The organism is Schaalia canis (assembly GCF_003858455.1).
Classification (GTDB): Bacteria; Actinomycetota; Actinomycetes; order Actinomycetales; family Actinomycetaceae; genus Pauljensenia; species Pauljensenia canis.
Window position 1 is genome coordinate 37,904 of the sequence record NZ_RQZF01000003.1, and the last position, 26,113, is coordinate 64,016.

Annotated in this window: 23 protein-coding genes; 6 read left to right on the plus strand and 17 right to left on the minus strand. The window is 58.5% G+C overall.

All coding sequences use genetic code 11. The annotated features are described in order from the left end of the window. Nucleotides 1-113: 113 nt before the first annotated feature. Complete coding sequence (locus EII11_RS04230) at nucleotides 114-1,112, minus strand: adenylate/guanylate cyclase domain-containing protein (RefSeq protein WP_124869724.1); 999 nt, start codon at nucleotides 1,110-1,112, stop codon at nucleotides 114-116. Between the two features lie 181 nt (nucleotides 1,113-1,293). On the opposite strand from EII11_RS04230, the gene EII11_RS04235 reads away from it, so the two are divergent. Both EII11_RS04235 and dapD read left to right on the plus strand, forming a co-directional pair. Beyond that, nucleotides 1,294-2,007 carry a Maf family protein gene (locus EII11_RS04235; RefSeq protein ID WP_124869091.1) on the plus strand — a complete coding sequence of 238 codons (714 nt, stop codon included), beginning with the start codon at nucleotides 1,294-1,296 and terminating at the stop codon, nucleotides 2,005-2,007. A gap of 208 nt (nucleotides 2,008-2,215) precedes the next feature. Further along, on the plus strand, nucleotides 2,216-3,199 hold the full coding sequence (gene dapD, locus EII11_RS04240; RefSeq protein ID WP_124869094.1) for a 2,3,4,5-tetrahydropyridine-2,6-dicarboxylate N-succinyltransferase: 984 nt from the start codon (nucleotides 2,216-2,218) through the stop codon (nucleotides 3,197-3,199). A gap of 359 nt (nucleotides 3,200-3,558) precedes the next feature. Here the strand turns inward: dapD and EII11_RS04245 are convergent, their stop codons facing one another. From EII11_RS04245 to fdxA, 3 genes are all read right to left on the minus strand, one after another. Further along, complete coding sequence (locus tag EII11_RS04245; RefSeq protein ID WP_124869096.1) at nucleotides 3,559-4,983, minus strand: citrate synthase; 1,425 nt, start codon at nucleotides 4,981-4,983, stop codon at nucleotides 3,559-3,561. Between the two features lie 75 nt (nucleotides 4,984-5,058). Beyond that, nucleotides 5,059-6,270 (minus strand): succinyldiaminopimelate transaminase, encoded by a 1,212-nt coding sequence (gene dapC, locus EII11_RS04250; protein WP_124869099.1) that lies wholly within the window; start codon nucleotides 6,268-6,270, stop codon nucleotides 5,059-5,061. Between the two features lie 268 nt (nucleotides 6,271-6,538). Continuing rightward, entirely contained in the window at nucleotides 6,539-6,862 is a 324-nt protein-coding gene (gene fdxA, locus EII11_RS04255; protein ID WP_124869102.1) for a ferredoxin, read from the minus strand. 71 nt (nucleotides 6,863-6,933) lie between these two features. Between fdxA and EII11_RS04260 the strand changes: the two genes are divergently transcribed. After that, nucleotides 6,934-7,209, plus strand: coding sequence for a putative acetyltransferase (locus EII11_RS04260; protein WP_240623059.1), 276 nt, complete (start codon nucleotides 6,934-6,936; stop codon nucleotides 7,207-7,209). Between the two features lie 236 nt (nucleotides 7,210-7,445). On the opposite strand, the gene typA is transcribed toward EII11_RS04260, so the two are convergent. Together typA and EII11_RS04270 are read right to left on the minus strand one after the other, a co-directional pair. Then, on the minus strand, nucleotides 7,446-9,365 hold the full coding sequence (gene typA, locus EII11_RS04265; RefSeq protein WP_124869105.1) for a translational GTPase TypA: 1,920 nt from the start codon (nucleotides 9,363-9,365) through the stop codon (nucleotides 7,446-7,448). A 298-nt stretch (nucleotides 9,366-9,663) separates the two neighbouring features. Next, complete coding sequence (locus EII11_RS04270) at nucleotides 9,664-10,932, minus strand: type IV toxin-antitoxin system AbiEi family antitoxin domain-containing protein (protein WP_124869108.1); 1,269 nt, start codon at nucleotides 10,930-10,932, stop codon at nucleotides 9,664-9,666. Between the two features lie 238 nt (nucleotides 10,933-11,170). Here EII11_RS04270 and EII11_RS04275 point away from each other — a divergent pair, with 238 nt between their 5' ends. Then, entirely contained in the window at nucleotides 11,171-12,079 is a 909-nt protein-coding gene (locus EII11_RS04275; protein WP_124869111.1) for a D-hexose-6-phosphate mutarotase, read from the plus strand. Nucleotides 12,080-12,157: 78 nt separating this feature from the next. On the opposite strand, the gene EII11_RS04280 is transcribed toward EII11_RS04275, so the two are convergent. Beyond that, complete coding sequence (locus EII11_RS04280) at nucleotides 12,158-12,676, minus strand: PH domain-containing protein (protein ID WP_124869114.1); 519 nt, start codon at nucleotides 12,674-12,676, stop codon at nucleotides 12,158-12,160. 151 nt (nucleotides 12,677-12,827) lie between these two features. Further along, complete coding sequence (locus tag EII11_RS04285) at nucleotides 12,828-13,340, minus strand: GNAT family N-acetyltransferase (protein ID WP_124869118.1); 513 nt, start codon at nucleotides 13,338-13,340, stop codon at nucleotides 12,828-12,830. A 279-nt stretch (nucleotides 13,341-13,619) separates the two neighbouring features. Between EII11_RS04285 and EII11_RS04290 the strand changes: the two genes are divergently transcribed. Continuing rightward, a complete protein-coding gene (locus EII11_RS04290; protein WP_124869121.1) occupies nucleotides 13,620-15,164 on the plus strand; it encodes an endonuclease/exonuclease/phosphatase family protein in 1,545 nt (514 codons plus the stop codon). 380 nt (nucleotides 15,165-15,544) lie between these two features. Here the strand turns inward: EII11_RS04290 and EII11_RS04295 are convergent, their stop codons facing one another. Then, nucleotides 15,545-15,931, minus strand: coding sequence for a cytidine/deoxycytidylate deaminase family protein (locus tag EII11_RS04295; protein ID WP_205649228.1), 387 nt, complete (start codon nucleotides 15,929-15,931; stop codon nucleotides 15,545-15,547). A 235-nt stretch (nucleotides 15,932-16,166) separates the two neighbouring features. Beyond that, on the minus strand, nucleotides 16,167-17,006 hold the full coding sequence (locus EII11_RS04300) for a potassium channel family protein (RefSeq protein WP_124869124.1): 840 nt from the start codon (nucleotides 17,004-17,006) through the stop codon (nucleotides 16,167-16,169). Between the two features lie 170 nt (nucleotides 17,007-17,176). Here EII11_RS04300 and EII11_RS04305 point away from each other — a divergent pair, with 170 nt between their 5' ends. Next, nucleotides 17,177-18,913: a 1,4-alpha-glucan branching protein gene (locus EII11_RS04305; protein WP_124869127.1), complete on the plus strand. Its 1,737-nt coding sequence runs from the start codon at nucleotides 17,177-17,179 to the stop codon at nucleotides 18,911-18,913. Between the two features lie 159 nt (nucleotides 18,914-19,072). Here the strand turns inward: EII11_RS04305 and EII11_RS04310 are convergent, their stop codons facing one another. The 7 genes from EII11_RS04310 to ychF all read right to left on the minus strand — a co-directional run bounded on the left by EII11_RS04310 (nucleotide 19,073) and on the right by ychF (nucleotide 26,094). After that, the gene (locus tag EII11_RS04310) at nucleotides 19,073-19,843 is read right to left on the minus strand and encodes a cytochrome b5-like heme/steroid binding domain-containing protein (RefSeq protein ID WP_124869130.1); all 771 of its coding nucleotides are present in this window, start codon (nucleotides 19,841-19,843) and stop codon (nucleotides 19,073-19,075) included. 162 nt (nucleotides 19,844-20,005) lie between these two features. Beyond that, nucleotides 20,006-20,356 carry a nuclear transport factor 2 family protein gene (locus EII11_RS04315; RefSeq protein WP_124869133.1) on the minus strand — a complete coding sequence of 117 codons (351 nt, stop codon included), beginning with the start codon at nucleotides 20,354-20,356 and terminating at the stop codon, nucleotides 20,006-20,008. A 77-nt stretch (nucleotides 20,357-20,433) separates the two neighbouring features. Further along, complete coding sequence (locus tag EII11_RS04320; protein WP_124869136.1) at nucleotides 20,434-21,681, minus strand: ATP-binding protein; 1,248 nt, start codon at nucleotides 21,679-21,681, stop codon at nucleotides 20,434-20,436. 161 nt (nucleotides 21,682-21,842) lie between these two features. Continuing rightward, complete coding sequence (locus tag EII11_RS04325; protein WP_124869138.1) at nucleotides 21,843-22,640, minus strand: MerR family transcriptional regulator; 798 nt, start codon at nucleotides 22,638-22,640, stop codon at nucleotides 21,843-21,845. A 294-nt stretch (nucleotides 22,641-22,934) separates the two neighbouring features. Continuing rightward, nucleotides 22,935-24,179 (minus strand): hypothetical protein, encoded by a 1,245-nt coding sequence (locus tag EII11_RS04330; RefSeq protein ID WP_205649229.1) that lies wholly within the window; start codon nucleotides 24,177-24,179, stop codon nucleotides 22,935-22,937. After that, the gene (locus EII11_RS04335; RefSeq protein WP_205649230.1) at nucleotides 24,179-24,997 is read right to left on the minus strand and encodes a hypothetical protein; all 819 of its coding nucleotides are present in this window, start codon (nucleotides 24,995-24,997) and stop codon (nucleotides 24,179-24,181) included. Before EII11_RS04335 ends, EII11_RS04330 begins: the two co-directional genes overlap by 1 nt. After that, on the minus strand, nucleotides 24,994-26,094 hold the full coding sequence (gene ychF / locus EII11_RS04340; protein ID WP_124869141.1) for a redox-regulated ATPase YchF: 1,101 nt from the start codon (nucleotides 26,092-26,094) through the stop codon (nucleotides 24,994-24,996). Before ychF ends, EII11_RS04335 begins: the two co-directional genes overlap by 4 nt. Between the last annotated feature and the right edge of the window lie 19 nt (nucleotides 26,095-26,113).

Sequence of the window (26,113 nt, forward strand, 5' to 3'; positions counted from 1 at the left end):
AAACCCATGAGCACACACGCCAAGAAGGCTCGCCACAATCGGCGAGCCTCCACAACACTCACGCCACCCTTAACGTCCCCCTTCCACAAGAGGAAGACCGGGCGGCAACCTCGTCAATCAAAACGACGCGACACCAAATACGGCAACACCGTACCAACCCCACGCAACTCAGCGGGTGGGAACTCATCAACCATGTACCCCGCTCCCCCTTTACCTGCCCCAATAGCGGCAGCGGTAGACGCATCCGTCAAAATCTTCCCCTCCGGCGCAATCCCCACCAAACGAGCTGCAAGGTTCACCGTCGGACCAAACACATCGCCCGAACGAGAAAACACATCGCCCCGCACGAAAGAGGCGCGCACGGGCAAGATTTCATCATCAGCCTGCAAGCGGTCAATCAGCGAAGTCACCACTTCCAGCCCAGTCTCCAGATCATCAGCAATAAACAAGACCGCATCGCCAATCATCTTCACCACGCGCCCGCCCGCTTCTGTCACAGCGAAACGGCACGCATCTTCGAACCGTCCAATCAGATCAGGCAGTCGCCCACCCAGGATCGTCGACGTGGACGTGTAGGAAACCATGTCAACAAACCCCAGCGAGCGCGTGAGGGGAAAACGCTTCTTCGCATCCACATGACCACGCCGGGAAACCTCATTAAATGTGCGAGTAAGCAGAGCCTCAAGCTGACGCTGCCAGGCATGTGTGAAAGCCTCTTGCAGGATTTCCACGCGTTCACGCATATGGTCAAGGACATAGATGCGCGCGGTCGTATCATCCAAACCATGGCGGCGCATTGCATCCTCCACCAGAGCCTCCACCTGCCACAATCCCAGCCGGTCAGCAAGGTGCGAGTGCGCGCGCAAAAGGGAGCGCGAGGTGGCCTCGTCAATATCACCCGATTCCACCAGAGCGCTCCAGCGCTGGTAGGCATCTAAATCACGGACGGTGAAAGCCTTTTCGTCAGGTGCGACGGTACGAAAACCCATGGCGGACCAAAAATCATTGACCATCTGGACAGTGGTGGAGGTGCGCGCAGCCAGGTCCTGTGCACTTAAGTTCACAGGGCCCCCAAGCAAACAATCCTCGTAGTCGCTGATCGTGCTGGGCATCTGGGGATGCTCATTCGAGGAAACCAGAGTCAGATGTGTGTCCGTCATCACCATTAGAGTGTAGTCACGCGGGCGCCAAAATGCGATCCCAACCCCGCCCCAAGCCACTTCACACTCGCGAGTGGTCGCATCAAACTGACCACTCGCGAACTCTGCATCTCAAATCAGCGACAATAAGACCATGCGTCTCCTTCTTGCCTCCAAGTCCCCCGCTCGCCGCCAAACCCTCATTAACGCCGGAATTACGCCCCTCGTCGTCGTCTCCGAAGTCAACGAGGACGCCGTCCTCACCACCCTTCCAGGCGGACGCGCCTTCTCAGGCGGCACCACAACCCCAGCCGATGAAGTTCTCGCGCTAGCAACAGCAAAATGCCAGGCAGTTGCCACAGGCCTGCTGACCACCACCGGCACCGACCAGCTCACTGGACAGCCACTCCCCTCCAACGAAAATCTCATCATCATCGGCTGCGATTCAATGCTCGAACTCGATGGGCGCATGCTCGGCAAGCCGCACTCACCCGAAGTCGCCGTCGAACGCATCAAAGAAATGCGCGAACGCGACGCCATCTTGTGGACCGGACACTACGCCATGCGCCTCACCCCCACCCAAACAGAGAACGACTCCCTCCGAAGTGTCCAGGCAGAAGCAGGCGCTTCTGCGTCCACAACCGTCCATTTTGGAGCGATGACTGATGAAGAAATCGAGGCCTACGTTGCCTCAGGAGAACCCCTCAAAGTCGCCGGTTCCTTCACGATTGACTCACTGGGTGGGCCATTCATTACTGGTGTCACAGGAGACCACCACTCCGTGGTTGGTATCTCCCTGCCTCTGACGCGCTCACTCTTCACCACCCTGGGAGTATTTTGGCCCGACCTGTGGGACCACAGGCGCTAACCCAGCCACGCTGCTACCCCACTTCTCCTTAGGCGAGTGGTCGCTTCTATGCGACCACTCGCAGTCACAGGGGTGCACGAACTGCACACCCTGACCTCCCTCGCCTCCTATCCTTCCCCTCATCTACTCTGAGAATCTTCACCCGGTGGCATCTTCACTAGGTGGACTGAGCGCGCATCCTTTCGCCCGCCACCATAAAGTAAAGAACATGGAAAATAGGAAAGCATGGGGCATCGGCCTCGCCACTGTGACCACCAGCGGCCAAACCCTTGACGTGTGGTACCCCGAGCCTCACCTCGGCGAGCGCGCCGAAGGCGACGGAAACGAACTGCTTGACACTCTCACCACCCTGCAAACCAGCGACGAAGCCCGCGGGGTCCGCACAACCGTTGTCACCTGCAGCTGCGACCTTGATGACCAGCCGCAGTCCACCGCAGACGCTTACCTGCGCCTCCATCTGCTCTCCCACCGCCTGGTCACCCCCAATTCCATTAACCTTGACGGGATATTCTCGCGACTACCAAATGTCGTGTGGACCACTGTTGGCCCCTGCGCCGTTGAGGATTTCGAAACCACACGCATGCGGCTGCGCGCGAAGTACGGTTTTGGGGTGACGGTCATCGGAGTCGACAAGTTCCCGCCGATGGTCAACTACGTTGTCCCCTCAGGCGTGCGTATCGCTGACGGCGCGAAAGTGCGCCTGGGCGCCCACCTGGCCGAGGGCACAACTGTCATGCATGCGGCATTCGTGAACTTCAACGCCGGAACCCTTGGCCGTTCGATGGTTGAAGGCCGTATTTCTCAAGGGGTTGTCATTGACGATGGCTCCGATGTCGGCGGCGGAGCTTCCACAATGGGCACGCTTTCTGGTGGCGGTCGCGAGCGCGTACGCCTGGGGAAGCGCTGCCTCTTGGGCGCCAACTCGGGTCTGGGAATTCCCCTTGGTGATGATTGTGTTGTCGAGGCCGGTTTGTACCTCACTGCCGGCACAAAGGTGACGATCATGCCCTCCGGAGGCGTTATTCCAGGACGCCACGGCTTGTTCGCTGAGCCTCGTACGGTTGCGGCGCATGAGCTCGCTGGGGCATCGAACGTTCTGTTCCGCCGTAACTCCCTGTCGGGTCGGGTCGAGGCTCTTGCTCGGGGTGGCGTCGGCATCGAACTCAACGATGCGCTCCACGCCACGAACTAGGCGCTAAAACACGAGGGCGGCCACCAGGTGTTCTTCCCGGTGGCCGCTTGTGTTTCGCTCGCATTGGGGCAGCATGTGCGAGCTTTTCCTGTCTTCTCCACTCCCCTATGTCCGCGAGTGGTCGCTTCGAAGCGACCACTCGCGGAAATATCCAGGTGAGGCCCAGGGGCCCTCATCCTTCTGCGCGGGATCGCGCGCTTCTCGCCACCTCAAGATTCTCCTTAATCACGGGCCTGCCGCCACACGCCCGCGGCACTTCATGCAATTCTCTTGACGCCCCGCGCAAACGAAAACCCGCCCCGATGCACTGTGGCACCGAGGCGGGTTCCCTCGTCAAACGATGATGCGAAAGTGAAGACTCACTTCTCCATGAGGCGCGGGCCGCGTTGACGCAGCGGCACATAGTCGCGTTCGACCTCGCCGACGTACACCTGGCGCGGGCGGCCGATCTTGGTGGCGGGGTCTTCTGTCATTTCCTTGTACTGGGCGATCCAGCCGGGCAGACGGCCCAGCGCAAACAGCGGGGTGAACATCTTGGTGGGGAAACCCATGGCTGAGTAGATCAGACCCGTGTAGAAGTCGACGTTCGGGTAGAGCTTGCGTGCCTTGAAGTAATCATCCGAGAGGGCGATTTCTTCGAGCTCCATAGCGATGTCAAGTAGTTCGTCGCGACGGCCCAGGCGGGAGAGGACGTCGTGGGCGGTGTCCTTGACGATGGCGGCGCGCGGGTCGTAGTTCTTGTAGACGCGGTGGCCAAAGCCCATCAGGCGCACGCCGTCTTCCTTGTTCTTGACCTTGTCAACGAAGGTCTGAACGCTCATACCCTCGTCACGAATCTGGTGGAGCATGCGCAGCACTGCTTCGTTTGCGCCGCCATGCAGTGGCCCTGCGAGGGCGCCCACGCCTGCTGCTACCGAGGCGTAGAGGTTCGCCTGAGAGGAGCCGACGAGGCGCACGGTGGAGGTTGAGCAGTTTTGTTCATGGTCGGCGTGGAGGATCAGGAGCATGTCGAGTGCGCGCACGAGTGCGGGGTCGATGTCGTACTCCTGGTAGGGCATGCCGAAGGTCAGGCGAATGAAATCTTCGGTATAGCCGCGTTGAGCGTCTGGGTAAAGCAGGGGCAGACCGGCTGCGCGCTTAGCGATGTAGCTGATCATGGTGGGGACCTTGGCGATCAGCAGGACAAGGGCGTCGTTAAGCTGTTGGGGATCGCGAGGGTCAAGGGTGTGCTCGTAGTAGGTGGCGAGGCCTGCGATACCTGCTTGGAGGATCGACATGGGGTGGCCCTTGTGGGGGAAAGCAGTGAAGAAGGCTTTGAAATCCTCGTGGAGGAGACGATGTTTCTGGACGCGGCGATTGAAAGCCTCCAGGGTAGCGGCGTCAGGGAGTTCGCCGTAGATGAGGAGGTAGGCGACCTCAAGGAAGGTGGAGTTTTTGGCGAGCTGCTCAATGGGGTAGCCGCGGTAGCGGAGGATGCCTGCGTCACCGTCAATGTAGGTGATGGAGGATTCGCAGGATGCGGTGTTGGTGAAACCCGTGTCGAGGGTGACGATGTCGGCTGCGCTCATGAGTGTGCCGATGCGTACGCCGTCGCAGCCGATGGTTGCGGGGACGCGTGGGAGGTCGACGACGGTCTCCCCGACGGTGAGGGTTGCTGAGGCGGGCACCTGTTCGGGCGTTACTGCGTCCTCGGGGGTGGTGGCATTGTCAGTCGTGGGGGTTGGGTCGACTGTGGGCGTTGCGTCAGCTTCTTTGCTGGCTGCTGGGGACGCCTTGGGGGTCATTCGTGCTCCTTGGGCATGTAGGGTCTTCTCGACAATGAAATAGGACTCTCGTCCTAACTGTAGTACGTCGCACACTCAGGCGCGAAAATAGTCCGCACCTAGTTCCATGATTCGGGCAGAAGCCGCATCAATACGCTCATCCGTGGCAGTCAGGGCGATACGCACATGATCGCGGGCCGCATCACCGTAGAAGGCACCCGGGGCGACAAGGATTCCAGCCTTCGCAAACAGGTCCACAAGAGCCCACGAATCCCCTTCAACTTCTTCCTCATTTTCGCGAGTGGTCGGTTCGAAGCGACCACTCGCGGAAAAAACTGCACCATCGACGCTAGGACGCCTCACCCACAGGTACAAGCCCGCCGCGGACACCTCGTCAATCAGCAAGCCCGCCGACAGTACAGCCTCTTTCAAAACCTCACGGCGGCGCGCGTACAAACGGTACTGCTCGGCCACTTGGGCCTCGTCCCGCAATGCCACTGCCATCGCGTGCTGCACGGGCGCGGGCACCATCATTCCCGCATGCTTGCGGACCTCAACAACCGCGCTAATCAAAGCCGGATCTCCATACATCAACGCCGCGCGGTAGCCCGCCAGATTGGACTGCTTCGACAAGGAATACAAAACGATGATGCCGCTTGGGTCCTCGCCGCACACGCGCCGATCCAGCACGGACGGCACGCCCCCGGTCACATACGGCTCCTCCCAAGGTAAAGCCGCGTAGCACTCATCCGAGACAATAACCGCCTTATGAGCGCGCGCCCACTCCACAGCGGCTACGAGTTCGTCAATGGTGAGCACATGCCCGTCAGGGTTACCCGGCGAGTTCAAGTACACGAGGCTTGCGTCGGGCCACGTGCCGGGACGTGTGGGGTCAACCGGGATGGGGGTGGCACCAGCCAAGCGCGCCCCCACATCGTAGGTTGGGTAGGCGACGTGGGGGACGAGGACGCTCTGGCCGGGTTGGACTCCCAGGAGAAGCGGCAGCCATGCGACGGCTTCTTTAGAGCCGATTGTGGGGATCACACCTTTGTCGCCAACGTCAACCATGTTGCGGCGGGCACCCCACGCACGGATAGCGTCGCGCACTTCCTGCGTTCCAACGACTGTTGGGTAGCCGGGAGCGTCGGAGGCATCTTTGAGGGCTTCTTGAATGAGCGCAGGCGTTGGGTCAACGGGGGTGCCAACCGAAAGGTCGCAGATACCATCTGGATGCGCGCTCGCCTGAGCTTTAGCGGGCGCGAGTTTATCCCAGGGAAAGTCAGGCAGGCCAAGAGTGGTGGGGAGCATCGCTTGTGTCGCTTCCTGTCGGGCGCTTCATCGCCGCAGCTGCGTTTGGTTGAAAACGGGCAGCAGTCGCTGAAGCGAAGTGGGCGGGCGGTCATGGATTAGAACTCGACTCTAGCGGGAAGGAAGGCGTTTCACTCCCCGATTTCATCGAGTGGTCGCTTCTATGCGACCACTCGCGATAACACACGATAAAAAGAGCCACGCGGGCGGGCGATAAGCGCGAAAAACCCGGGCCACCTTCCGGCGCCCGGGTTAGCTCGCACATCAATCAGTCTTGATTTTGGGGAGGCAATGCAGCAATCATCGGCGGGTCAAAATCCTGGACGCCCGCGCGCTGAGCACCACCAGGAGAGCCCAGATCGTTGAAGAAGTCGACATTCGCTTGGTAGTAGTCGGACCATTCTTCCGGCAGGTCGTCCTCGTAGAAGATTGCCTCCGTGGGGCAGACGGGTTCGCACGCTCCACAGTCCACGCATTCTTCGGGGTGAATGTAGAGGGAGCGGGCGCCCTCGTAGATGCAGTCCACCGGGCATTCGTCAACGCACGCGCGGTCCTTGACATCAACGCAAGGCTGCGCGATCACGTACGTCATTTCTTCTCCTTCACTTGAACTGCCGTAGCAGACGCTACAGCTTTTCTTCGAGGCACTCTATTATCACTCAGATGAGCGAAAAAGTAGGTGTAGGCGAACCTCAACTGAACACTCCCCCAGCGTCCCCACCCCCTCCTCGCCTTCCCTGGTTGGAGTGGAAACCTGGTGATCGCGTGGTATTACGTTACCGGCTTGAGGATGGTTTGCACGACGCCCTCGGGGACGTCATCGAATCCACAGTGGACCATGTCACGATCAATACGCGGCGTGGCCCAGTCCGAGTCGAGGCTCCAACAATGGTCACCGGCAAGAAAGTCCCTCCCCCACCTGCGTTCCCAGTAAAGTAAGCCCCCGGTGAGAGAAAAAGGGGCGCGCCTTGGGGCAGCGTTTCCCCTAATTGGCGAGGCCACCATCGCAGGCACGTTTCGCGAGCAATCGAAGATTCGGGGTGGAGAGTTTTTCGTGCCTACACCAGGCTTTTGCGCGCCTCCCATGTTTCCTATTTCCGCGAGTGGTCAGTTCTAACTGGCCACTCGCGGAAAAAGACAACGCGAGACGGCAGGCTCTCTCTTTCCCCCTAACTTCAACGGTTAGCGCGACGCTCGCGGGCAGCAATCTTGAAGCGCTCTTGGGAGTCAAGCACAACCTTGCGCACGCGCACGGCCTCGGGGGTCACCTCAACACACTCGTCATTCGAGGCAAACTCCAGGGATTCTTCCAAGGTCAAGCGACGTGAGGGGGTCAGTGACTCGTACACGTCAGCGGTGGCCGAACGCGTATTGGTCTGCTTCTTCTCACGGGTGATATTGACATCCATATCCTCACCGCGCGAATTCTCCCCCACAACCTGCCCTTCGTACACCTCCGAACCGGCCTCAACAATGAACGAGCCGCGTTCTTGCAGGTTAATCATGGCGTAGGGGGTGGCCTGTCCTGCACGGTCGGCCACCAGCGAACCGGTCAGTCGCTGCTCAATAGCACCCATCCACGGCGCGTATCCGTCAGAAATCGACGAAGCAATACCAGTGCCACGCGTCTCGGTGAGGAAACGCGTGCGGAATCCAATGAGACCGCGTGCGGGCACCACGAACTCCAGACGGATCCAGCCACTGCCATGGTTGGCCATGGTTTCCATACGGCCCTTGCGTTGAGCCATGAGCTGGGTGACGGCACCCAAATATTCTTCAGGGATGTCGATGGTCATGCGCTCCATCGGCTCGCAGGTCTTACCGTCGATGTCCTTGGTGACAACCTGAGGTTTGCCGACGGTGAGCTCGAAACCTTCGCGGCGCATTTGCTCAACGAGGATGGCCAAGGCGAGTTCGCCTCGTCCTTGAACCTCCCAAGCGTCGGGGCGTTCGGTGGGCAGGACGCGCAAAGAAACATTACCCACGAGCTCCTTATCAAGACGATCCTTGACCTGACGGGCCGTCACCTTGGCGCCCTTAACTCGGCCTGCCATTGGGGAGGTGTTAATGCCGATGGTCATGGAGATCGCCGGATCATCCACCTTAATGAGGGGAAGGGGGCGGGGATCGTCGAGGTCAACGAGGGATTCGCCGATGGTGATGTCCTCGATACCAGCCACGGCCACGATGTCGCCGGGATGGGCCTCTTCGGCGGGCACACGCTCAAGGCCTTCAGTGCGCAGTAGCTCGGTGATGCGCACGGATTTGGTGGTGCCGTCGTGGCGGGCGAGGCCCACGCTTTGGCCCTTGCGTAGGACACCGTTGTGAATGCGTAGGAGCGCCAGGCGGCCGAGGAAGGGCGAGGCGTCCAGGTTGGTGACGTGCGCCTGAAGGGGGGCAGTTTCGTCGTAGGTGGGGCCGGGGATGCGCTTGAGGATCGTTTCGAAAAGGGGTTCGAGGTTCTCGGTGGGGAGCTGTCCGTCACCGGGGTTCGTCAGGGAGGACACGCCGGCCTTAGCTGAGGCGTAGATGACGGGGACGTCAAGGATGGCGTCCACGTCGGCGTCGACGCCCTCGTTCATCAGGTCTTCAGCCAGGGAGAGCAGAAGGTCGGTGGTTTCGGAGACGACCTCTTCGATGCGGGAGTCGGGACGGTCAACCTTGTTGACGACGACCACGACGGGCAGGTGAGACTGGAGGGCTTTGCGCAGGACAAAGCGGGTTTGAGGCAGGGGACCTTCGGAGGCGTCCACGAGGAGGACGACGCCGTCAACCATGGACAGGCCGCGTTCGACCTCGCCGCCAAAGTCGGCGTGGCCGGGGGTGTCGATAACGTTGATGATCACCCCATCTTCGAGGCCGAGGGCGGTGGCGGAGGGGCCGCGGTAGTGGACGGCGGTGTTTTTGGCGAGGATGGTGATGCCTTTTTCGCGTTCAAGGTCGCCTGAGTCCATGACGCGTTCGCCGGTTTTTTCGACGGTGTCGCGTTCGGAGAATGCGCCGGATTGCCAGAGCATTGCGTCAACAAGCGTGGTTTTGCCGTGGTCAACGTGGGCGACGATTGCGACGTTACGCAGGTTGTGGCGCAGCGACATTGTTCCTCCTCGGGTTTCTCTTTTTCCGCGAGTGGTCAGTTCTATGTGACCACTCGCGGAGAAAAGGAAAGAAAAAGCGCAGGGTGCTGGCAGATACTGCCAGTTTTTCTGCGCAATCCAGAGTATCGGTTTTTACCCTTTGTTGACATCCGAGGTTGTTGCGACATGCAACACGTCAACACACACTGAAGCTACCCCGACGCAACATCCTTCTCCCGGTTCAGCAAGCTTCCTCCCTCCCACAGGCCTCCCCCGTATTCGTATTCGCCTATCACCCCACATCAACGACCTCATTCTTTTACGCCTTCGAATGGGAAGCCCCCTCCCTTCTTCTGCCTCGCCAGAGAATCCACCCCACTTCGTCTGCGCGACTCCACGCATTCCGCACACGGTTCGTCCTCGTCAAACGCCATTTCTCCCTCAAACCCACGCGAAAACGACGGCCTGTTCGCACCCGTAACGCATCAGCCACAGCACGCTCAAAAACAGGCTCGATTCCCGCCATGTCGTCAGCCCGCACCACAATCGCCTGCCACCCAACCTCGGCAAGCTCCACTAAACGCTGCTCATCCGACTCGGCTTTCACTCCGCTCGCAGGATGATAGGCCTGGCCGTAATACTCCACAGCTACTCCACCATCACCACACACCCACCCCAGATCCATCCGAAATTTACGACCACACCCACGCTTCACCTCGATCTGCGTCTTCGGTTCAGGAAGGCCCGCTTCCTTCAGACGAAGACGAACAGCAGTTTCCTGAGCAGACTCCGAGGACGGGTCAGCCTCTTGAACTGCTCGACGCAGAATCTTCACCCCGCGTCGACCTCGTCGCTCCCGGATCGCCGACCACAGCTCCTGGACCGTCACCAGATGCTTGCGCAAAAAGTCTTCGACCACCGCCGTCGCACGATCAATTCGTTCCGACATCACAATGTCACACAACGTACGAAGCGGTGAGGTGATACGGATCCCCGGGCCAGCCTCGACTACTTCCTCATCCTCAAGCATCATCGAACGGCACCGTTCGCCGGGCCGCCGAAGAGCACGCTGCCCACGCGGGCGCAACATACACAGACGAAAGGAGTCATCAGGGCGTTTGTGGCTTCGCGTATCAATGCCGTAGAAGAGGGCCGCTGTCTCTCCAGCGAAAATGACGTCTTTGGGGAGGACCTTTTGGAGTTCCCACAAAAACTCGATGCCTGAGAGAGGTTCTGTTGCATACCAGCCTCGCGCAATCTGGATGAGTTTTCCTGAACGAACTTTGCGTCGAATGCTCGCGGAGGTTTCGCCTTGGGCGATGAGATCGGCGCGGTAGAAAATCCGCCTACCCTGGAGGGTTTCGTTTGCTATTACTGGCTCTGCTTGAATATTGGTGCCGTTCTCTGCGTGCTGTTCGTTTGACGAGGCCGACGCCGCTGACACGGAGGGCGCTGCGGTTTCGGTTCTGTGGGGATGAGAGAGGAATTCTTCGAGGCTACGCGAGTGTAGTGTCAGCACGGGGCTTGACGGAGCGCTTGCACGTTGGCTTTTGAATGCTGAGAGCGTGATGTTAAGTGGAGAGTTCATAGTCTCAGTTTCGCCACCTGTCGAGCCAGAGAAAAAGGAAAGCTGGGGCGTTGTGGATAGACCCTTTTGTCATGAAAGCCTGTGGATAAGTTCGTTCCTCGCCAAGGTCTTGGCAGTACTTGCGCTTTTTCGCGAGTGGTCAGTTCTATGCGACCACTCGCGAAAAGGAACAGGCACAGTCCCTTAAAACTCACCTTAAGTTGTATGTCTTTGTCTGTGGAGGCATTATCCTCACCTTATGTCCCACTCATCCATCCAGAGTGTTCAAACACCAGACTCCACCCTTGTTGTCCGCGATTTCGGCGCACAAGTTCTTTCCTGGCGGCCACGCGCGTCAGAAGAAGTCCTGTGGGTATCTCCACTTGCGACAATCACTAGGGCTTCTCCTCTTCGGGGCGGCATTCCTGTGTGCTTTCCGTGGTTTGACAATGCCTCTCGCTCTTCTGCAGTCGAGGCGACACAGGCCCCCACACATGGATTTGCGCGAAATACCCTGTGGGAACGCAAGAAGAGCACAGAAGGCGACTCGCTCTGTTTCAGTCTCACCCACGCTCCCTTCGCGAGTGGTCAGCTAGAAGCGACCACTCGCGAACTAGCGGAGGCAGAATATTGGGACCTCTACCCGCATTCTTTCGACGCTGACCTCTCCGTCCGGACTCGTGAGACGCTTGAGATCACTCTGACAGTCACGAACACCGACAATCATTCATACGTCTTTGAAGCTGCATTCCACACGTACTTTCGCGTCTCAGATATACGAAATATCAACTTGAAAGGTCTTGAAGGAGCCTGCTATATCGATGCTTTGAACGGCTTCACTGCGGGGGTAGGCGATTCCCTTGACACTTTCAGCGAGGCAGTTGACCGCGTGTACACAAGCAAGTCTCCGGTGACAATTTCTGACCCTGGCTTGTCTCGAGAGATTCATATCGCGACCGAGGGTTTTGGGAGTTGGATCGTGTGGACGCCGTGGAGCGAAGGGGCTCTCAGCATCGAAGATATCCCCGACGAGGCTTGGGCCGACTTTTTATGCCTTGAAGCTGGCAACGTTTTGGGAGACGCACAGCAGATTTACCCTGGCGAAACACTCGAGATGACTATGCGAGTAAGCGTCTCTGACCTGACCTCATTCCCACCCCAGAGTTAATAATTCGCGAGTGGTCGCTTCGAAGCGACCACTCGCGAATTATTAAAAATCAGCAAGCATGTCATGCAGACGGGAACACTACTCTTCGCGAAGAAGCTCTGGCTCCCCGTCTGTGTCAGCGTCGGTGAAGAGAATCTCTGTAATCTGAACGTGGACTCTTTCGACGTGTGGAACGTCGTGGAGGACAAGAGGTTCTTCGGCAGCCGTTTCGAGGACGAGGGTGCCGCAACCAAGAAGCCGGTCAAGAAGATCGCGCTCATATTGGACGTTATTTACTCGACGAAGGGGAAGATCGTGTCCCTTGCGGTTGATAACTCCAGCCCGAGTGATGATGCGACGGTTTGTAATGGTGTAGGTCTGCATACGCCATGTAATGATCGGCCACACCACCCACAGGAGCATCAAAAGCGCCCAAATAATAGCGGCGGCGATAAGTCCGTAAGGATGCCAGCTTTCAGGTTCGACGTAGTATGCGCCCCCCAATGCTGCCGTCAGAACAACTCCAAGCAGGATCTGACCGAATACTGCTTTCATATGGGTGCGTAAATGGAGGACGACGTATTCGCCTGTACCCAGGTGGCTTTGCGGGATGCCCATTTTTCCTCCGGTGGACTGAAGCGACTTCCTTGTAGCATAGCCGCCTCTTCACTCCCGTTGGGTCTTCATCACCCACAGAGATTCCGCGAGTGGTCGCTTCGAAGCGACCACTCGCGGAATAGAACGGAAAAGACCGACCAGACAGGAACCCTCACGCTTCGTCGTCGCCAGCGGCTTCCCACAGCATCACGCCGTCTTTCTCACGCCCCACAACCGCCACAAACCCCTCACTCTCGTAAAGCGTGCGAGCGAAATTGCCTTCCTCCACCGATAAGCTCACGCGCAACACACCCCGCGCGAGTGCCTCGTCTTTCACAGCGCGCAAAAGAGCCCGCCCTAATCCTCGCCCACGGTAGCCCTCACGAACCCACAGCCCTAACTCCGGCGTCGCCTCGTCAATAAACCCATACCCCGCCTGAGCGACGCTGAAATACTGAACCCAAACCGCGCCAACGGCTTCTCCCTCCCATGCTGAATCATCGACGTGTGCGGCAAAACCGAAATCGCCACGCGAGCTGACAAGAGAGGCATAGCGGGCAAACTCGGGCATTTCATTCACGTCGGCAGCAGTAAAGCGCGGACCACACCAGTTGATATTTCCAAGAACCGCTTCAGCAAGAAGATCCTTGTCACCATCGACAAGTGGACGAAAAACAGCGTTCATGGGCTTCACCCTAACAGTTACCGTCCCCCAATTAAGAGGGGAGGGAAGAGAAGGCGACGGCGGCACTTTCTTTATCAGCAGCGCAGCAAAAACCAGGAGACAGCGTTAGACTTTCCCGTGAAGTGATGCATGACCAGCATGAACATCACCTCTCGCACCCCATCACATCACGCAGGCCTCTCTTAGGAGAAATGCCGGCCACCATCTTCACACAGCGCATCCCTGCCTCGATCGCCCCTTGCTAACACCCTGTACCCGGATCCAGGAAAGGACACACGCATGACATTTCGCTCTCTCGTAGCGGGCGCAGGCAGCGCAGCGCTTTGCCTGAGCCTGCTACCCGCCGGCGCCGCCCTCGCTGCCGACCCCTCAGCGGGTCCCCACACCGACGCGATTACCGTCGCTACTTTTAATGCCAGCCTTAACCGATCCCGCGAGGGCGAGCTCCTTGAACACCTCGCCACTGGCGACAATGTGCAGGCGCAAAACGCCGCGGAAACCATCCAGCGTATTAACCCTGACATCATCCTCATCAATGAGTTTGATTACGACGCTGAGCACAAAGCAGCCGACCTCTTCCGCAAAAACTACCTTGAGGTGGGGCACAACGGTGCTGCGCCTGTCACCTACCCCTACATGTGGACCGGGCCGGTCAACACGGGCGTCCCGTCGGGTTTCGATCTTGATAACGACGGACAGATTAAGCCCGGCAATGATGCGTGGGGCTTTGGCCTGTTCCCCGGGCAGTACGGCATGGTGGTGTACTCGAAGTTCCCCATCAAGGCCGAGCAGGTGCGCACCTTCCAGAATTTCTTGTGGAAGGACATGCCCGGCGCGGTGCTGCCAGTGAACGCCGACGGCACCCCCTGGTATTCGCCAGAGGAGTTGGCGAGCTTCCCGCTCTCATCTAAGACGCACGCTGATATTCCTGTTGATGTCAACGGCACGATCGTGCACGTGCTGGCTGCCCACCCCACTCCTCCGGCTTTTGACGGGCCTGAGATGCGTAATCAGAAGCGCAATCATGATGAGATCCGCATGTGGGCGGACTACATTTCGGGCGCAGGCACCTACTTGTACGACGATAAGGGAGGAACAGGCACGCTGGCGCCAGATGCGAATTTTGTCATTCTGGGCGACTACAACGCTGACCCGGCCGACGGTAGCTCCTACCAGAACGCCATTATGCAGCTACTCGGGAACGACCGCGTCCTCGATACTCTGCCCACTTCTGAGGGTGGCCCTCAAGAGCACGCTTTGCAGGGTGAAGCGAATACCACCCATGCGGGTGACCCAAAGTACGACACTGCTGATTTCAGTGACGGTCGCACAGGTAACCTGCGGGTTGATTACGTGCTGCCCAACCGTGGGGCTGTGGTCGAGGAAGCGCGCGTGTTCTGGCCAACTCGTGAGGATGAGCTTTTCCGCCTGACCGGCCTGGATAAGAATCCTCAGACGGGTGAGCGTCAGCCCTTCCCAACCTCGGACCACCGCGCGGTGTGGGTGCGGATGACCTTCCCCGCGAGCGCCGACCAGACGGCACCTCCGACCCAGCCTGTGCCGCCTGTTACTCCCCCAAAGCAGCCGACGCCTCCCGCTCAGCCGACCCCGCCGACCACGGTTGTGCCGCCAAAGGCAGATGGTCCTGCGTCCTCGAAGACTCCTTCCACACCGAAGGGCACCGCTAAGCAAGCCCCTTCCAAGAAGACCTCTGAGAAGTTGGCAGCGACGGGCGCGTCTGGCCTGACCTGGGTGCTTGTGGGAGGTGGCGCGCTGGTGATTGTGGGCGCGTTGCTGGTGTTTCTGAAGCGACGCGGCCAGTAGGTGACATTTTACGTCTGACGAGGCTGGAGCCGCCGCTTAGTGTGGCGGGGAGAGAACGTTTGACGTATGAAGCCTGTCAAGGGTGGTGGGGCTGGACAATCCGGCCCCACCACCTTTTGTCTGCGTTGGTGTGTCTGGCGGGGAACGAGCGTGGGCGTTTCCGTAGTCACAGGTAAATCGGGGAGGGAGCCAGCGCTAGAGTTGGGAAGGTGGGGCTTCCCTTCCTACATATCCCGGTCTTTCTCCTGAGGATTTTCGCTAAGGGTTTTCCGCGAGTGGTCGGTTAGAAGCGACCACTCGCGGAATAGGAGGTCAGTTCTCAGTAGTGACCGCAGTATTCACGCGGTATGCCCCCGGGATGAGGTCGGTGGCGAGGACACTCACCTCCCCATCCGAACCGGGCAGGATGACACGCAGGTGGGGATAGTAGTCAATGAAAACTTGTCGGTCCCCCCCCCGCACGGTGCGCATACTCCTCGTCCGTGGTTACCGACGGCCACAATGTGCGTGATCTCGAAGGCGCAGGCCGCGCGCGCAGATCCGAGTGCAACCAGCTCGGCACAGGGGCCGCCGGTGAAGTGGTAGAGGTTCACGCCGGTGAAGATTCGTCCGTCAGCACTGCGAACAGCGGCACCCATGGTGTGAATGCCATCCTCGTTGAGGTGTGCGGTGTCGGTGGCGGCGTCAATCGTCTGTCGTGCGCTTTCGATAAGGGCTTTTTCTTCCTCGTTCACGGGTCGCGCCGATGGGTACAGGGTTTCGGTCATGGTGTGGCGCTCCTTCTTTGTTTCCAGCGCTTCGAGCAATGGCCAGTTCCGTGGCCAGATTTGGGATTGGTGCCAGACTCTGGATCAAGTTCTGGCGCACGTCCAGGGGTCGAGTCTACCTGCGAGGTTCGGCAGCGGGATAAAAGAGGGGGCTGTCATCATCGGCGAGTCTGTGACCTCCTCATTTTCGCGAGTGGTCAGTTCTAAGTGACCACTCGCGAAAATAGGGCGGGGATCAGTCCAAATCCTTTAGACGCAGGATCTCATCTCGGAGCCGCTCGATGTCCCTCCGCAAGGCTTCAACATCAGCCTTGGTCGCCGCGCATTCTCCGGTGCAACCCGCAGCTTGTCGCCCACGCTCGCCCTCCCCCTGAGGATCGGCGGCGGGCGCCTCGTCCATCATTCCTCCGTCAGCTCCCTCAAGAGCAGATTCCTCGTCGCTTGCCTGTGCCACCACCCACGAGGCCAACGTTGCCGTCACAATGCCGATGAGCGAGATCCCGGCAAGCATCAAGATGACAGCAACCATGCGCCCCTCATCAGTAACCGGGGCGATATCGCCGTAGCCAACAGTTGTGACGGTAACGAATGCCCACCACAGAGCCTCACTCATAGTCGTCAGGGACGAGCCCTCCACACCCCGCTCAAGATCGAGGACAGTCAGCGCTGACAGCCAGACGAGGAGGGCCGATCCAACTGTCGTGTAGGCCGCGATCCTCCCATGCAAGTGGAGGTTCGCACTGCGTTGAATCACGCCGAGGATCATGAGGACGCGCAAAACTCTCAGGGGACGAAGAATAGGAAGGATAACAACGACGAAGTCGAATAGATGCCGTGTAAACCAAGTGCGACGGTCGTGGGCGAGGTAAAGGCGCACAAGATACTCCACGAGAAAGAACACCCAGATGGCCATGAGGATGACCTCACTGATCTGGAGTGCACGCCCTGTGGGTTGGCTAATGATTTGCCAGGAGTAGATGACAAGGTAGGCCAGGGCAGCAAGAGTGAGAATCCACTCCATGAGAAGGAAGTACTTCGGGGTGTGGTGTTCTTTGAGCGCAGCATGATTCAGCACATCGCCATGCTATCGGCTTTCCCCTCATATCCCCACGTTCCTCCCAGCTTCCCTTTCCTTTCTGAGAGTTCCCCGCGAGTGGTCAGTTAGAAGCGACCACTCGCGGAAAACACGGTGATGGCTGTACGCCAGCCTCGATCAGGAAACAGAGAGCACGCTACTCTGAGCGTATGGAGACAGGACACGACACTGTTGCCACGCGCCTTCCCACACGCGCCGCCTCATGGCCGAGCGACGCTGAGATTCTCACGGCTTTGGGGCCGTGGATGTATGAGCGCCGCTGGTATCCGCTCAAGGATGGCGGTGCTCCCACGCCAGAGTCGATGACGGTCATTGCCGATGTCGAACTCGCTCCTCACGTGCGTGATCTGCTCATTGCTGTCACGCGCCTGCCCTCGCCTGCGGTAGACGGGAGGGAAGATAGCGCAGCCGCGTCGGCCCCCGTCCTCGTCCATGTCCCCCTTGTTCTCGAAAACGCCGACGCGCTAGCCAGCTTTGCTCTGCCCGGCGAGGCTGCCGCAGCGGCCGGGTTCATCCTCCCCTCTCCCCCACCTGCAGGCGTCATCACTCCCGCTGAGGCAGGCCGCGGGGTCGCCCTCGTCGATGGCGCCCGCCACCCCGCATTCTGGGCGGCCTGGGCTGAGGGCGCGCTCCGTTCCGGAAACGCGCTAAACGAGGCCGACGCGCGTGCGATCCTTGAGCGCAGCGGCGCGGCGCGGGTGATGACCGGCGAGCAGTCGAATACGAACGTCGTTATGCGAGCCCCTGCCGAGTCTGAGACGCCTGACCTGGTGGCCAAGCTCTTCCGTGTGCTCTCCCCCGGCCCTAATCCCGACGTGGAGGTCTCACGAGCCCTCGCAGCCCACGGGTGGGATCGGGTGCGTAGGCCGGTGGCGTGGTCAACGCTGTCGTGGGTGGATCCCAGCACCGGCGAGGAAGTACACACCCATTCGGCGGTAGCAACCACCTTCATTCCTGAAGCGCATGATGGATTCGAGCTCTTCTGTGCTCTGGCAGCCGAAGATGCGGCGGAGAAAACGATCGCGGAAAAGGCCAGTAGCGCTGCAGCCTCGGGTACTGGGCGTTCAGGTACTGGGCGTTCAGGTACTGGGCGTTCAGGTACTGGATCTGACACGCCCAGTGGAGAAGAAGTCGGCTCGGCTCGCCACCGCGCGACTACTCTTGCCCGCGACTTGGGTGCAACGACCGCGCAGATGCACAAGATTCTTGCCCTCGCCTGCGGTGAGCACCAGCCTGACTCACCCGCTCGCTTTGTCGATACTCTGCGGCAACGGGCAGCCTGGGCGTTGGAAGAGGTTCCCGCGTTACATGAGCAGATTCCTGGACTGGCAGGCAAAATCGCCCATGTCTACGCCCGCATTGATGCTTGTGATGTGCTTGAGCCCGCAACACGGATCCATGGCGACTACCATCTGGGCCAGGTCCTGCGAGAAAAGATTGCCGGTGAGGATGCCGGGTCTGACTCGGATTCTGGCCGCTGGTTCGTCCTGGATTTCGAGGGTGAACCATTGCGACCACTCGCGCAGCGTTTGTTGCCTGATCAGCCTCTACGTGATGTCGCCGGGATGCTGCGCTCCTTTGATTATGCTGCGGCAGTTGGGGCTTCTGCAGACAGCATTGCAGGAAGCCACACGGCTTCCGATTGGCTCGCAGCTGTTCGCGCTGCCTTCCTTGAAGGCTACGAGGCAGAATTGAATGCCGACCTTGAGGGAGCATCGGCTTCCCGTATCCACGGTAACGACGCATTGACGCCAGCTGAACGCCGCCGTGCGCTTTTGACCGCCTTGGAACTGGACAAAGCACTCTATGAGGCTGTGTACGAGGCACGCAACCGGCCTGATTGGCTGGAGATTCCGCTGCGCGGCGTTAAGACATTGGTGAAATAGCAGCGCTGGAGGCCCCCTTCAACGCACTGGCTCAGGCAAGGGGTCACAATCCAGCGTATGAGCCCCTCCACGGGAATATTCCCGTGGAGGGGCTCACTACCGAGTGTCATCCATCCTCTGCATCAGGTTTTACTCCGGCAGGGAATAGGCTGATCGGGCTTACTTCGCGAGGGTCCCGACTGCGAATTGTTCGAGTGCGTGCTCAGCCTTCTCGTTGCCGCCATGGACGCCACCAAATGCTTCGGTTGCATCAGTGCCGCAGAGTTTCTCAATTGCGCCAGCACCGCCGGGGTGCTTCGCGATCCAGTCCGTCAGATCATAGACAGTGCCCTCAACGACTGCGTAGCAGCTTTCGGCGGTGTTGTGGGAGGCGACTTCATCCATGGTGAGGGAAACCGCTGCGCCTGCGGCGGCGGAAGGGGCGTCTGCGGAGGAAGCGGGGGCATCTGCCGTGGCGGCCGGGGCTTCTGTGGCGGTAGCCTCGCCGTTGTTGGCTGCGGTGTTTAGGGTGCCCCACACGGACTCAGCTCCGGTGTGACCAGCAAGCATGGTCATCACCATTGCAACACCTGCCGCGGCAACGCTCAGCCAGCCAAGAACAGTGTTGGCGGGGGCATCCTTCTCTTTACGGATCATGAAGAACCACAAGAGAGCGAGGGCTGCGGTCGCCAACGCCGCGTACATGAGGAGATTTCCCCAGAAAGCGTGTCCGGAAGGAACTCCGCCTGCCATGGAAGCAAGCTGGCCGCCGGAGAATCGTGCAATCACTGCAAACAGAGCCGCAGCGACAGTAAGGACAAGGGCAAGGTGTGCGTAACGCTCACGCCAGCGCTTGACGGCGGCCACTGCGAGTAGCGCAACAAACGCCAATGGCACAAGCACAACGGCGAAATGAACCACCAGCGGGTGGAGCGGCAATCCCATGATCATCTCGGTTTCCTTCAGGTCAGGGAACAACTGACAAAGTGCTCCAAGTCTAAGTTGGGCGACTTCAGCTCTCCCGTTGAAAGCCTGTGATTCATCTTAAGATTCTGACGACCTGTCTGAATCTTTGAGCTACATAAAACCGATCTTGACCTGCGAAAAGATGGGTTACTTCTCGAGAGCCCATCCGTCGCCCGGCCCCATAAGGAACTCCCACTCCCTACGGATCAGCCCGTCCTCGAACTCGAAAATATCAAGGGAGCGGTTACCGTCCTCGTCAATCAACAGGGTGGCGACAATGTTTGCACTGGCGGACTCAAGCACTTGATGCGTGCGGAAGGTGATGGAGGAGTTGCCATAGGCCTGGGTGATGAGCTGCATGTAGGCCTCGCGGCCGTAAATGGTGTTGCCGTGAAGTTCCCATTCGACCTCCGGGTGAAGGAACTCCATGTAACGCTCCCAATCCCGCTGGTTCTCAGCTTCAAAGAACGCGGCGAGGGTGTCGCGCAGCGCGCTCATGGTGTCTGCCCTCCTTATCACGTGGCCTGATGCTCACGTCGCATCATCCTCATTATCACACTGTGCTGCACGCTGTTTTAGGCGCCAAGCAGAGCCAGAGGAACAACGGCAACGCCGTCAGCTCGACGATAGGCCACCTGACCGGTATTAACGACCACGAGGTTGACCACTCGATTTGGGATTTGCTCGCGAAGCCATAGCAAATGACGCACATCATAATCAGTGACTTCCGCAGACAGTTTGACTTCAATAGCAAGCACCTGCCCCTCTGGTCCTTCGACGATCAGATCCACCTCTCGCTCTCCACCATTCATACGCAGATGACTTACTCGAGCTTCTGCAGCCTGTGCAGCGACACGAACACTTAGGACGACAAGAGATTCAAATAGTGGTCCGAGCATATGCGCGCCAGCCTCTCCGATGAGACTTCTTTCTGTGAGCCCCAGCAAACGCGCTGCCAGTGCCGGATCAGCAAGCTGATGTTTCGGTGCCTGCTGGAGCCTCTTGAGAGAATTGTTAGCTGGTAGCCAGCCCGGCACAGGATCAAGAAGCCACAAACGTGTGAGATGCTCTCGATAGGTAACGGTTGTCGCTTTAGCGGGCTGTCCCCCATCACCACCGGTGGTGGAATCAAGAATCTTTGAGTACGACGTTGTTGTGGACGACGCTGCAGCATAAGCAGCTAACCAACGACGCAGTGTCTCTGGGCGCCGAACTTCAAAGCCATGATCAGGGAGTTCTCGATCAATGACGCGTTGCAGATAAGAGTCGAGCATCATACGACGGATGCGAGGAGAGGCAGACATAATCCCTGGAAAACCGCTTGAAACTATGGATTCAACATAGTTCTCCAGCACACAATCAGTCGCACCTGACACTGCCGACTCCCCCTCTAATAACGCGGCCAAGGAAACCGATGGCGCCGCTACGCCGCGCTCATATAGCGCCATTGGACGCATACGGAGGGAGAGAATTCGACCGGCACCCGTATGGGTGCCCGCTGCATGATGCGGGGTAGCCGATCCTGTCAGGAGGAAACGTCCAGATGGCGCGCCCTCGTCAACTTTCCGACGGACTGCGTCCCACACCTGCGGCACATGCTGCCATTCATCAATGAGCAAAAGACCTTCTGGCGCCGTTGATAGCGCAAAGTCAGCTTTGACGACATCTCTTTGAGCAGGATCATCAAGTTTCCAGGTGAAGTCTGCTCGACGGGATGCAGTGCCTGTCTTTCCAACGCCTTTGGGCCCATCAAGAGCGATTGCGGGGACATGAGGCAGCAATTCGTCAAGCTCACGGTCAACCGTACGTTCCAAGTAGGCCATACCTCTACAGTAGCACTACTAGCCCATTTACAGAACAAATACTAGTCTATTTTCTGATGCATTAGTGGTCGATTTACAGATAATGAGGTCAATGCTGATAGACATACCTCTGAGCGAGAAGACTGCATGAACAGTCGAGATGTTGACCCAAATCGCTTCATCTAGACTTGGTTGACAACGGCCAGTTCGAGGAGGATCTGTCCATCCTGGTGGCGATAGATCTGTCGAACCTCACCCTGAGGGTCAATCCCAGCAGCGAGAAGGGCAATGAGTTCTGGCGAGGCTGGAACGAAGTCTCCGTGTTGAGAAGGAGCCTCTGCGGCTCTCACAAATGTTTCTTCATGTTCTGGATCGACGCCCACGGTCAGCGAAAACCCTGCGCCAGAATCAACGGGCAGGTCTGCGTGGGGCAGACTCTGCACTGGAATCGCCCACGTCATTGCTACCGCCCCAGCGTCAGCCTGCATGAAACTCAGCCACCAATAATCGAGGGGCTCACACCCGGCGTCGTGGACGGCCTGAAGAAGTCCGGCGAAGGCCTCGTTCATCGAATCTTCCACGTCGTCCGTCAGGGACAGTGTGCAGCGGAGCGAGACGATCTTTTGTTCTGGCACTGTCCGGACTGCGGTAGACGGGAGTTCTGCGTAACCACGTAAGAGATCCTGAACGGTGCGCGCAATAGCGTCCTCAGCGTCACGTTGCTTCGCGCTCTCATCGAGGAAGGCTTCTACTGCCTGAGTTGCTCCATCATTGAGGGCCGCCTGAATTGTTGGAAGGCCCATGCCCAGCGCTCGTAAAGCGCTAATAGTAGCGGCATCGCGTGCTTGTTCCGCTGCATAATAGCGGTAGCCAGTGACGGGATCTGTCGTTTGCGGCGCGAGAAGCCCGATCGAGTCATAGTGGTGCAGCGCCTTCACGCTCAGCCCGGTGAGCTGAGAAAAAATCCCGATGGTGAACATAGTCAGAGCCCTTTCTCACGTTGACGGTGACGTGTGTCCAACCATTCTGGGGCCTCCTGTAAGAGGAGGGTCAAGGGGGAAAGGAGGGGCTGCCCAAGAGCTAGGTTCACAGCTACTTAACCCGTAGTTTTAACACTCGCTTGAGGTGTGCCCACCCGTTTCGCACGCCCCAGAAAAAGGGGAGTTACAGGACAAAAGGTTGAAGGCGCGTCTACCGACACGCCTCCAACCTTCACAGGGCACAGTCAGACATTAAACCTGAACTCCACTCCAGCCCCAATCTAGTTTTACGGCCTAGGAAGACTTTACGCCAGAAACATCGTATTCAAATAAAGCCTTGTTGCTATTACGCTTCCTGATCACATCCACTGTTACTGATTGATAGCCGAGGGCTCGAAGCATGTCCGCATACCACTCATGAGCAGGGACTTCATGGTTGTAGAAAGTTGAGTTCCCGATGATATAAGAAACCTCACCTCCTGGCTTCACTTGCGGGGTTATGGACTCGAAATGCTGCCACATGTCATGGTGATACTTTCTAACATAAGTTGCCAGCAATGGGCCGTTCTTTCCACCATCGCGGGAAATTAGTTCTGCCACTGCCGATACTTCAGCATCCACCGGCGTTTCCACTGACGGCTCCCACGACTTGAGCTTGCTAGTGGCAGTCCCCCATGTACCACCAATCGCTCGCCAATCAAGGTCCCCAGCATCACTCGCCTGATCGAGATAGCGCAACCAGTACATATACGGGCGGAGCTCGCGGATATACGACATCCGGTTAACATACGGTGGGGATGTAAGCACGAGATCTGCCAATTGAAGATCCTTCACTCCCTCCCGAGAATCACCTTCAAATACACGCGCTTTACCAAGCAGATCAAAGCGAGCCGAATCTATCAGGCTTGCTGTCTCAGAACGGAAAAGGTCGTATGCCCGTATTGCATCATCTATCTCAAAACGTCCCGCTGAGGGGTCGACCTCTTTGAACGACATGCTTTGATGGTTGAATGCGGCGTTCGAACAACCGATAAGTGTACGACAAAATGCGATATCTAGCAGATTCCGCACCCGCCCGCCATAGTTGTCAATGTTGAATCTCAGCGCCTTCAGGGCATGAAGTGAACCCTGCGACCACCATTTTTCAATCTTGAAAAGGCTTGGTTGCCATAGGTCGCTTGCATCAGAGACATTCTTGGATGCAGCTAGCGCCTGCTGTACGGCGTCCTCTAACTCGCACAGCACATCGCTCGAATAGGCGTCCGTTTTTACATTTCCAAGCCAAACTAGGAACGGATTCACATCGATGCTTTGACCGAAGTGTCCCAACTCTGCCGCTGCAAGTGGGGTCGTGCCGGTACCCGAAAAGGGGTCGATGACAACAGAGCCGGGAGCAAGTTCCTCAATCTTCGTGCGAACAAGTTTTACCCCGTAAGCAGGCGTAAGACGCAACCAACCATGCCTACCGACACCCATATTGGCTCGAAAAGTCAGGTGTTCGTTTCGCCCCATGCGCGCATGGGCCCTCTCAAGCGCCACTACTTCGCCTCCAGAAGAGCCTTCAAAATCTCTTCTGTTCCAGAGCGCAGACGCGCTGTATTGCGCTCAAAAAACTGCACAAGGTCATACCCAACCACCTCGCGCAGAAAATCGAAGGTGCTATGCGAAGCGTCTTCGCTCCCAACTTCACCCATTAGTACGCACCAATTACCTGTGGTGTAACGTGCGCGGACAATCTCGTTAATCTGAGTTGACATGATAGTTAGCACCGGCAAGTAACCATGGCCGAGGGCTTGTGCAGCATTTGCTAGGTCTGCATTTTGCCGCTTACTGTCAGCCGATTTGTAACCCTGACGAACCTCGAAGACTGCCCCTTTCAAGGGCACACTGATATTGAGACGTCCACGTTGCTCGTCGACCCACTCCTCAAGTCGGTTTCGAGCTGTCGGGTCATCTACATCCTCAAACTCAACTCTTCCGTCTAGAGAGAGGATGCGAGGTTTGACAGCATCGCGCTTCGACGCCATGTCAACATCTGGAAGAACTTCATATGACCAAACGACCTGTTCAGCCGCTAACTCAAGTTCATCGCGCAGAATCTGACGGAACAGTCGCTCAGCTCCAATCCCCAACTGGCGGTAGATGGAAGTCATCCCCCCAGCAGCCTTGTGCGCCGCAAACATGAGGGGTGAGTCCAATCCCATCCAGTGGTAAAGAGGGTCTGCGCCGTATAGCTCAGTAAAACCTTCCAAGTCGACTTCGCCGGACTTGCCCATCTTCGGCAAGTAGTCGGCAGACTTCTCCAAGGGGCTTAGAAGCGTCCGGACATAAAGATCATCCCGATCGACAGTGCTCACTTCTTACCCCCAGACGTAAGCCCGCTACGGAACTCGACCACGTCCCCGTCGGCCATGACGTAGTCCTTGCCTTCCATGCGCACGCGGCCAGCCGCGCGAGCCTCGGCAACAGAACCGTAGGTCACCAGGTCCTCGTAGGACACGATTTCGGCCTTAATGAAGCCCTTCTGGAAGTCCGTGTGGATGACGCCGGCGGCCACAGGAGCGGTATCGCCTTTGTGGATGGTCCAGGCGCGCGCCTCCTTGGGGCCGGCGGTCAGGTAGGTCTGCAGGCCAAGGGTGTCAAAGCCGACGCGAGCCAGCTTATCCAGGCCTGACTCGGACTGGCCGGATTCTTCGAGCATCTCGCGGGCGTCGTCCTCGTCCAGTTCGACAAGCTCTGCCTCGAACTGGGCGTCCAGGAAGATCGCGTCTGCGGGGGCCACCAGTGCGCGCAGTTCATCCTGCTTGGCCTGGTCAGCCATGCCGTCAGCATCCATGTTGAACACGTAGATGAAGGGCTTGGTGGTCATGAGCTGGAAGGACTTGAGGGCGTCCTGGTCCAGGGGCGCACCCTCGGGGCCGGAGAGGACGTGACCCTTTTCAAGGATTTCCAGGGCGGCGCGGGCGGTGTCGAGGACGATCGGGTCGGTCTTCTTGCCGCGCACTTCCTTTTCCAGACGCGGGATGGCCTTCTCCAGGGTCTGCATGTCGGCCAGGATCAGCTCGGTGGCGATAGTCTCAATATCGTTGGCGGGCTCGACCTTGCCATCAACGTGGATGACGTCGGGGTCGGTGAATGCGCGCGTAACTTGGCAGATAGCGTCGGCCTCGCGAATGTTCGCGAGGAACTGGTTGCCCAGGCCTTCGCCTTCGGAGGCACCGCGGACGATACCGGCAATGTCAACGAAGGACACGGTGGCGGGCAGGATGCGTTCGGAGCCGAAAATGTCGGCCAGGCCCTGTAGGCGCGGGTCGGGCAGGGGTACCACGCCGACGTTGGGTTCGATGGTGGCGAAGGGGTAGTTCGCGGCCAGAACGGTGGCGCGGGTCAGGGCATTGAACAGGGTCGACTTGCCGACGTTGGGCAGTCCCACGATTCCGATAGTAAGAGACACGCCCTCCATTGTAGGCGCT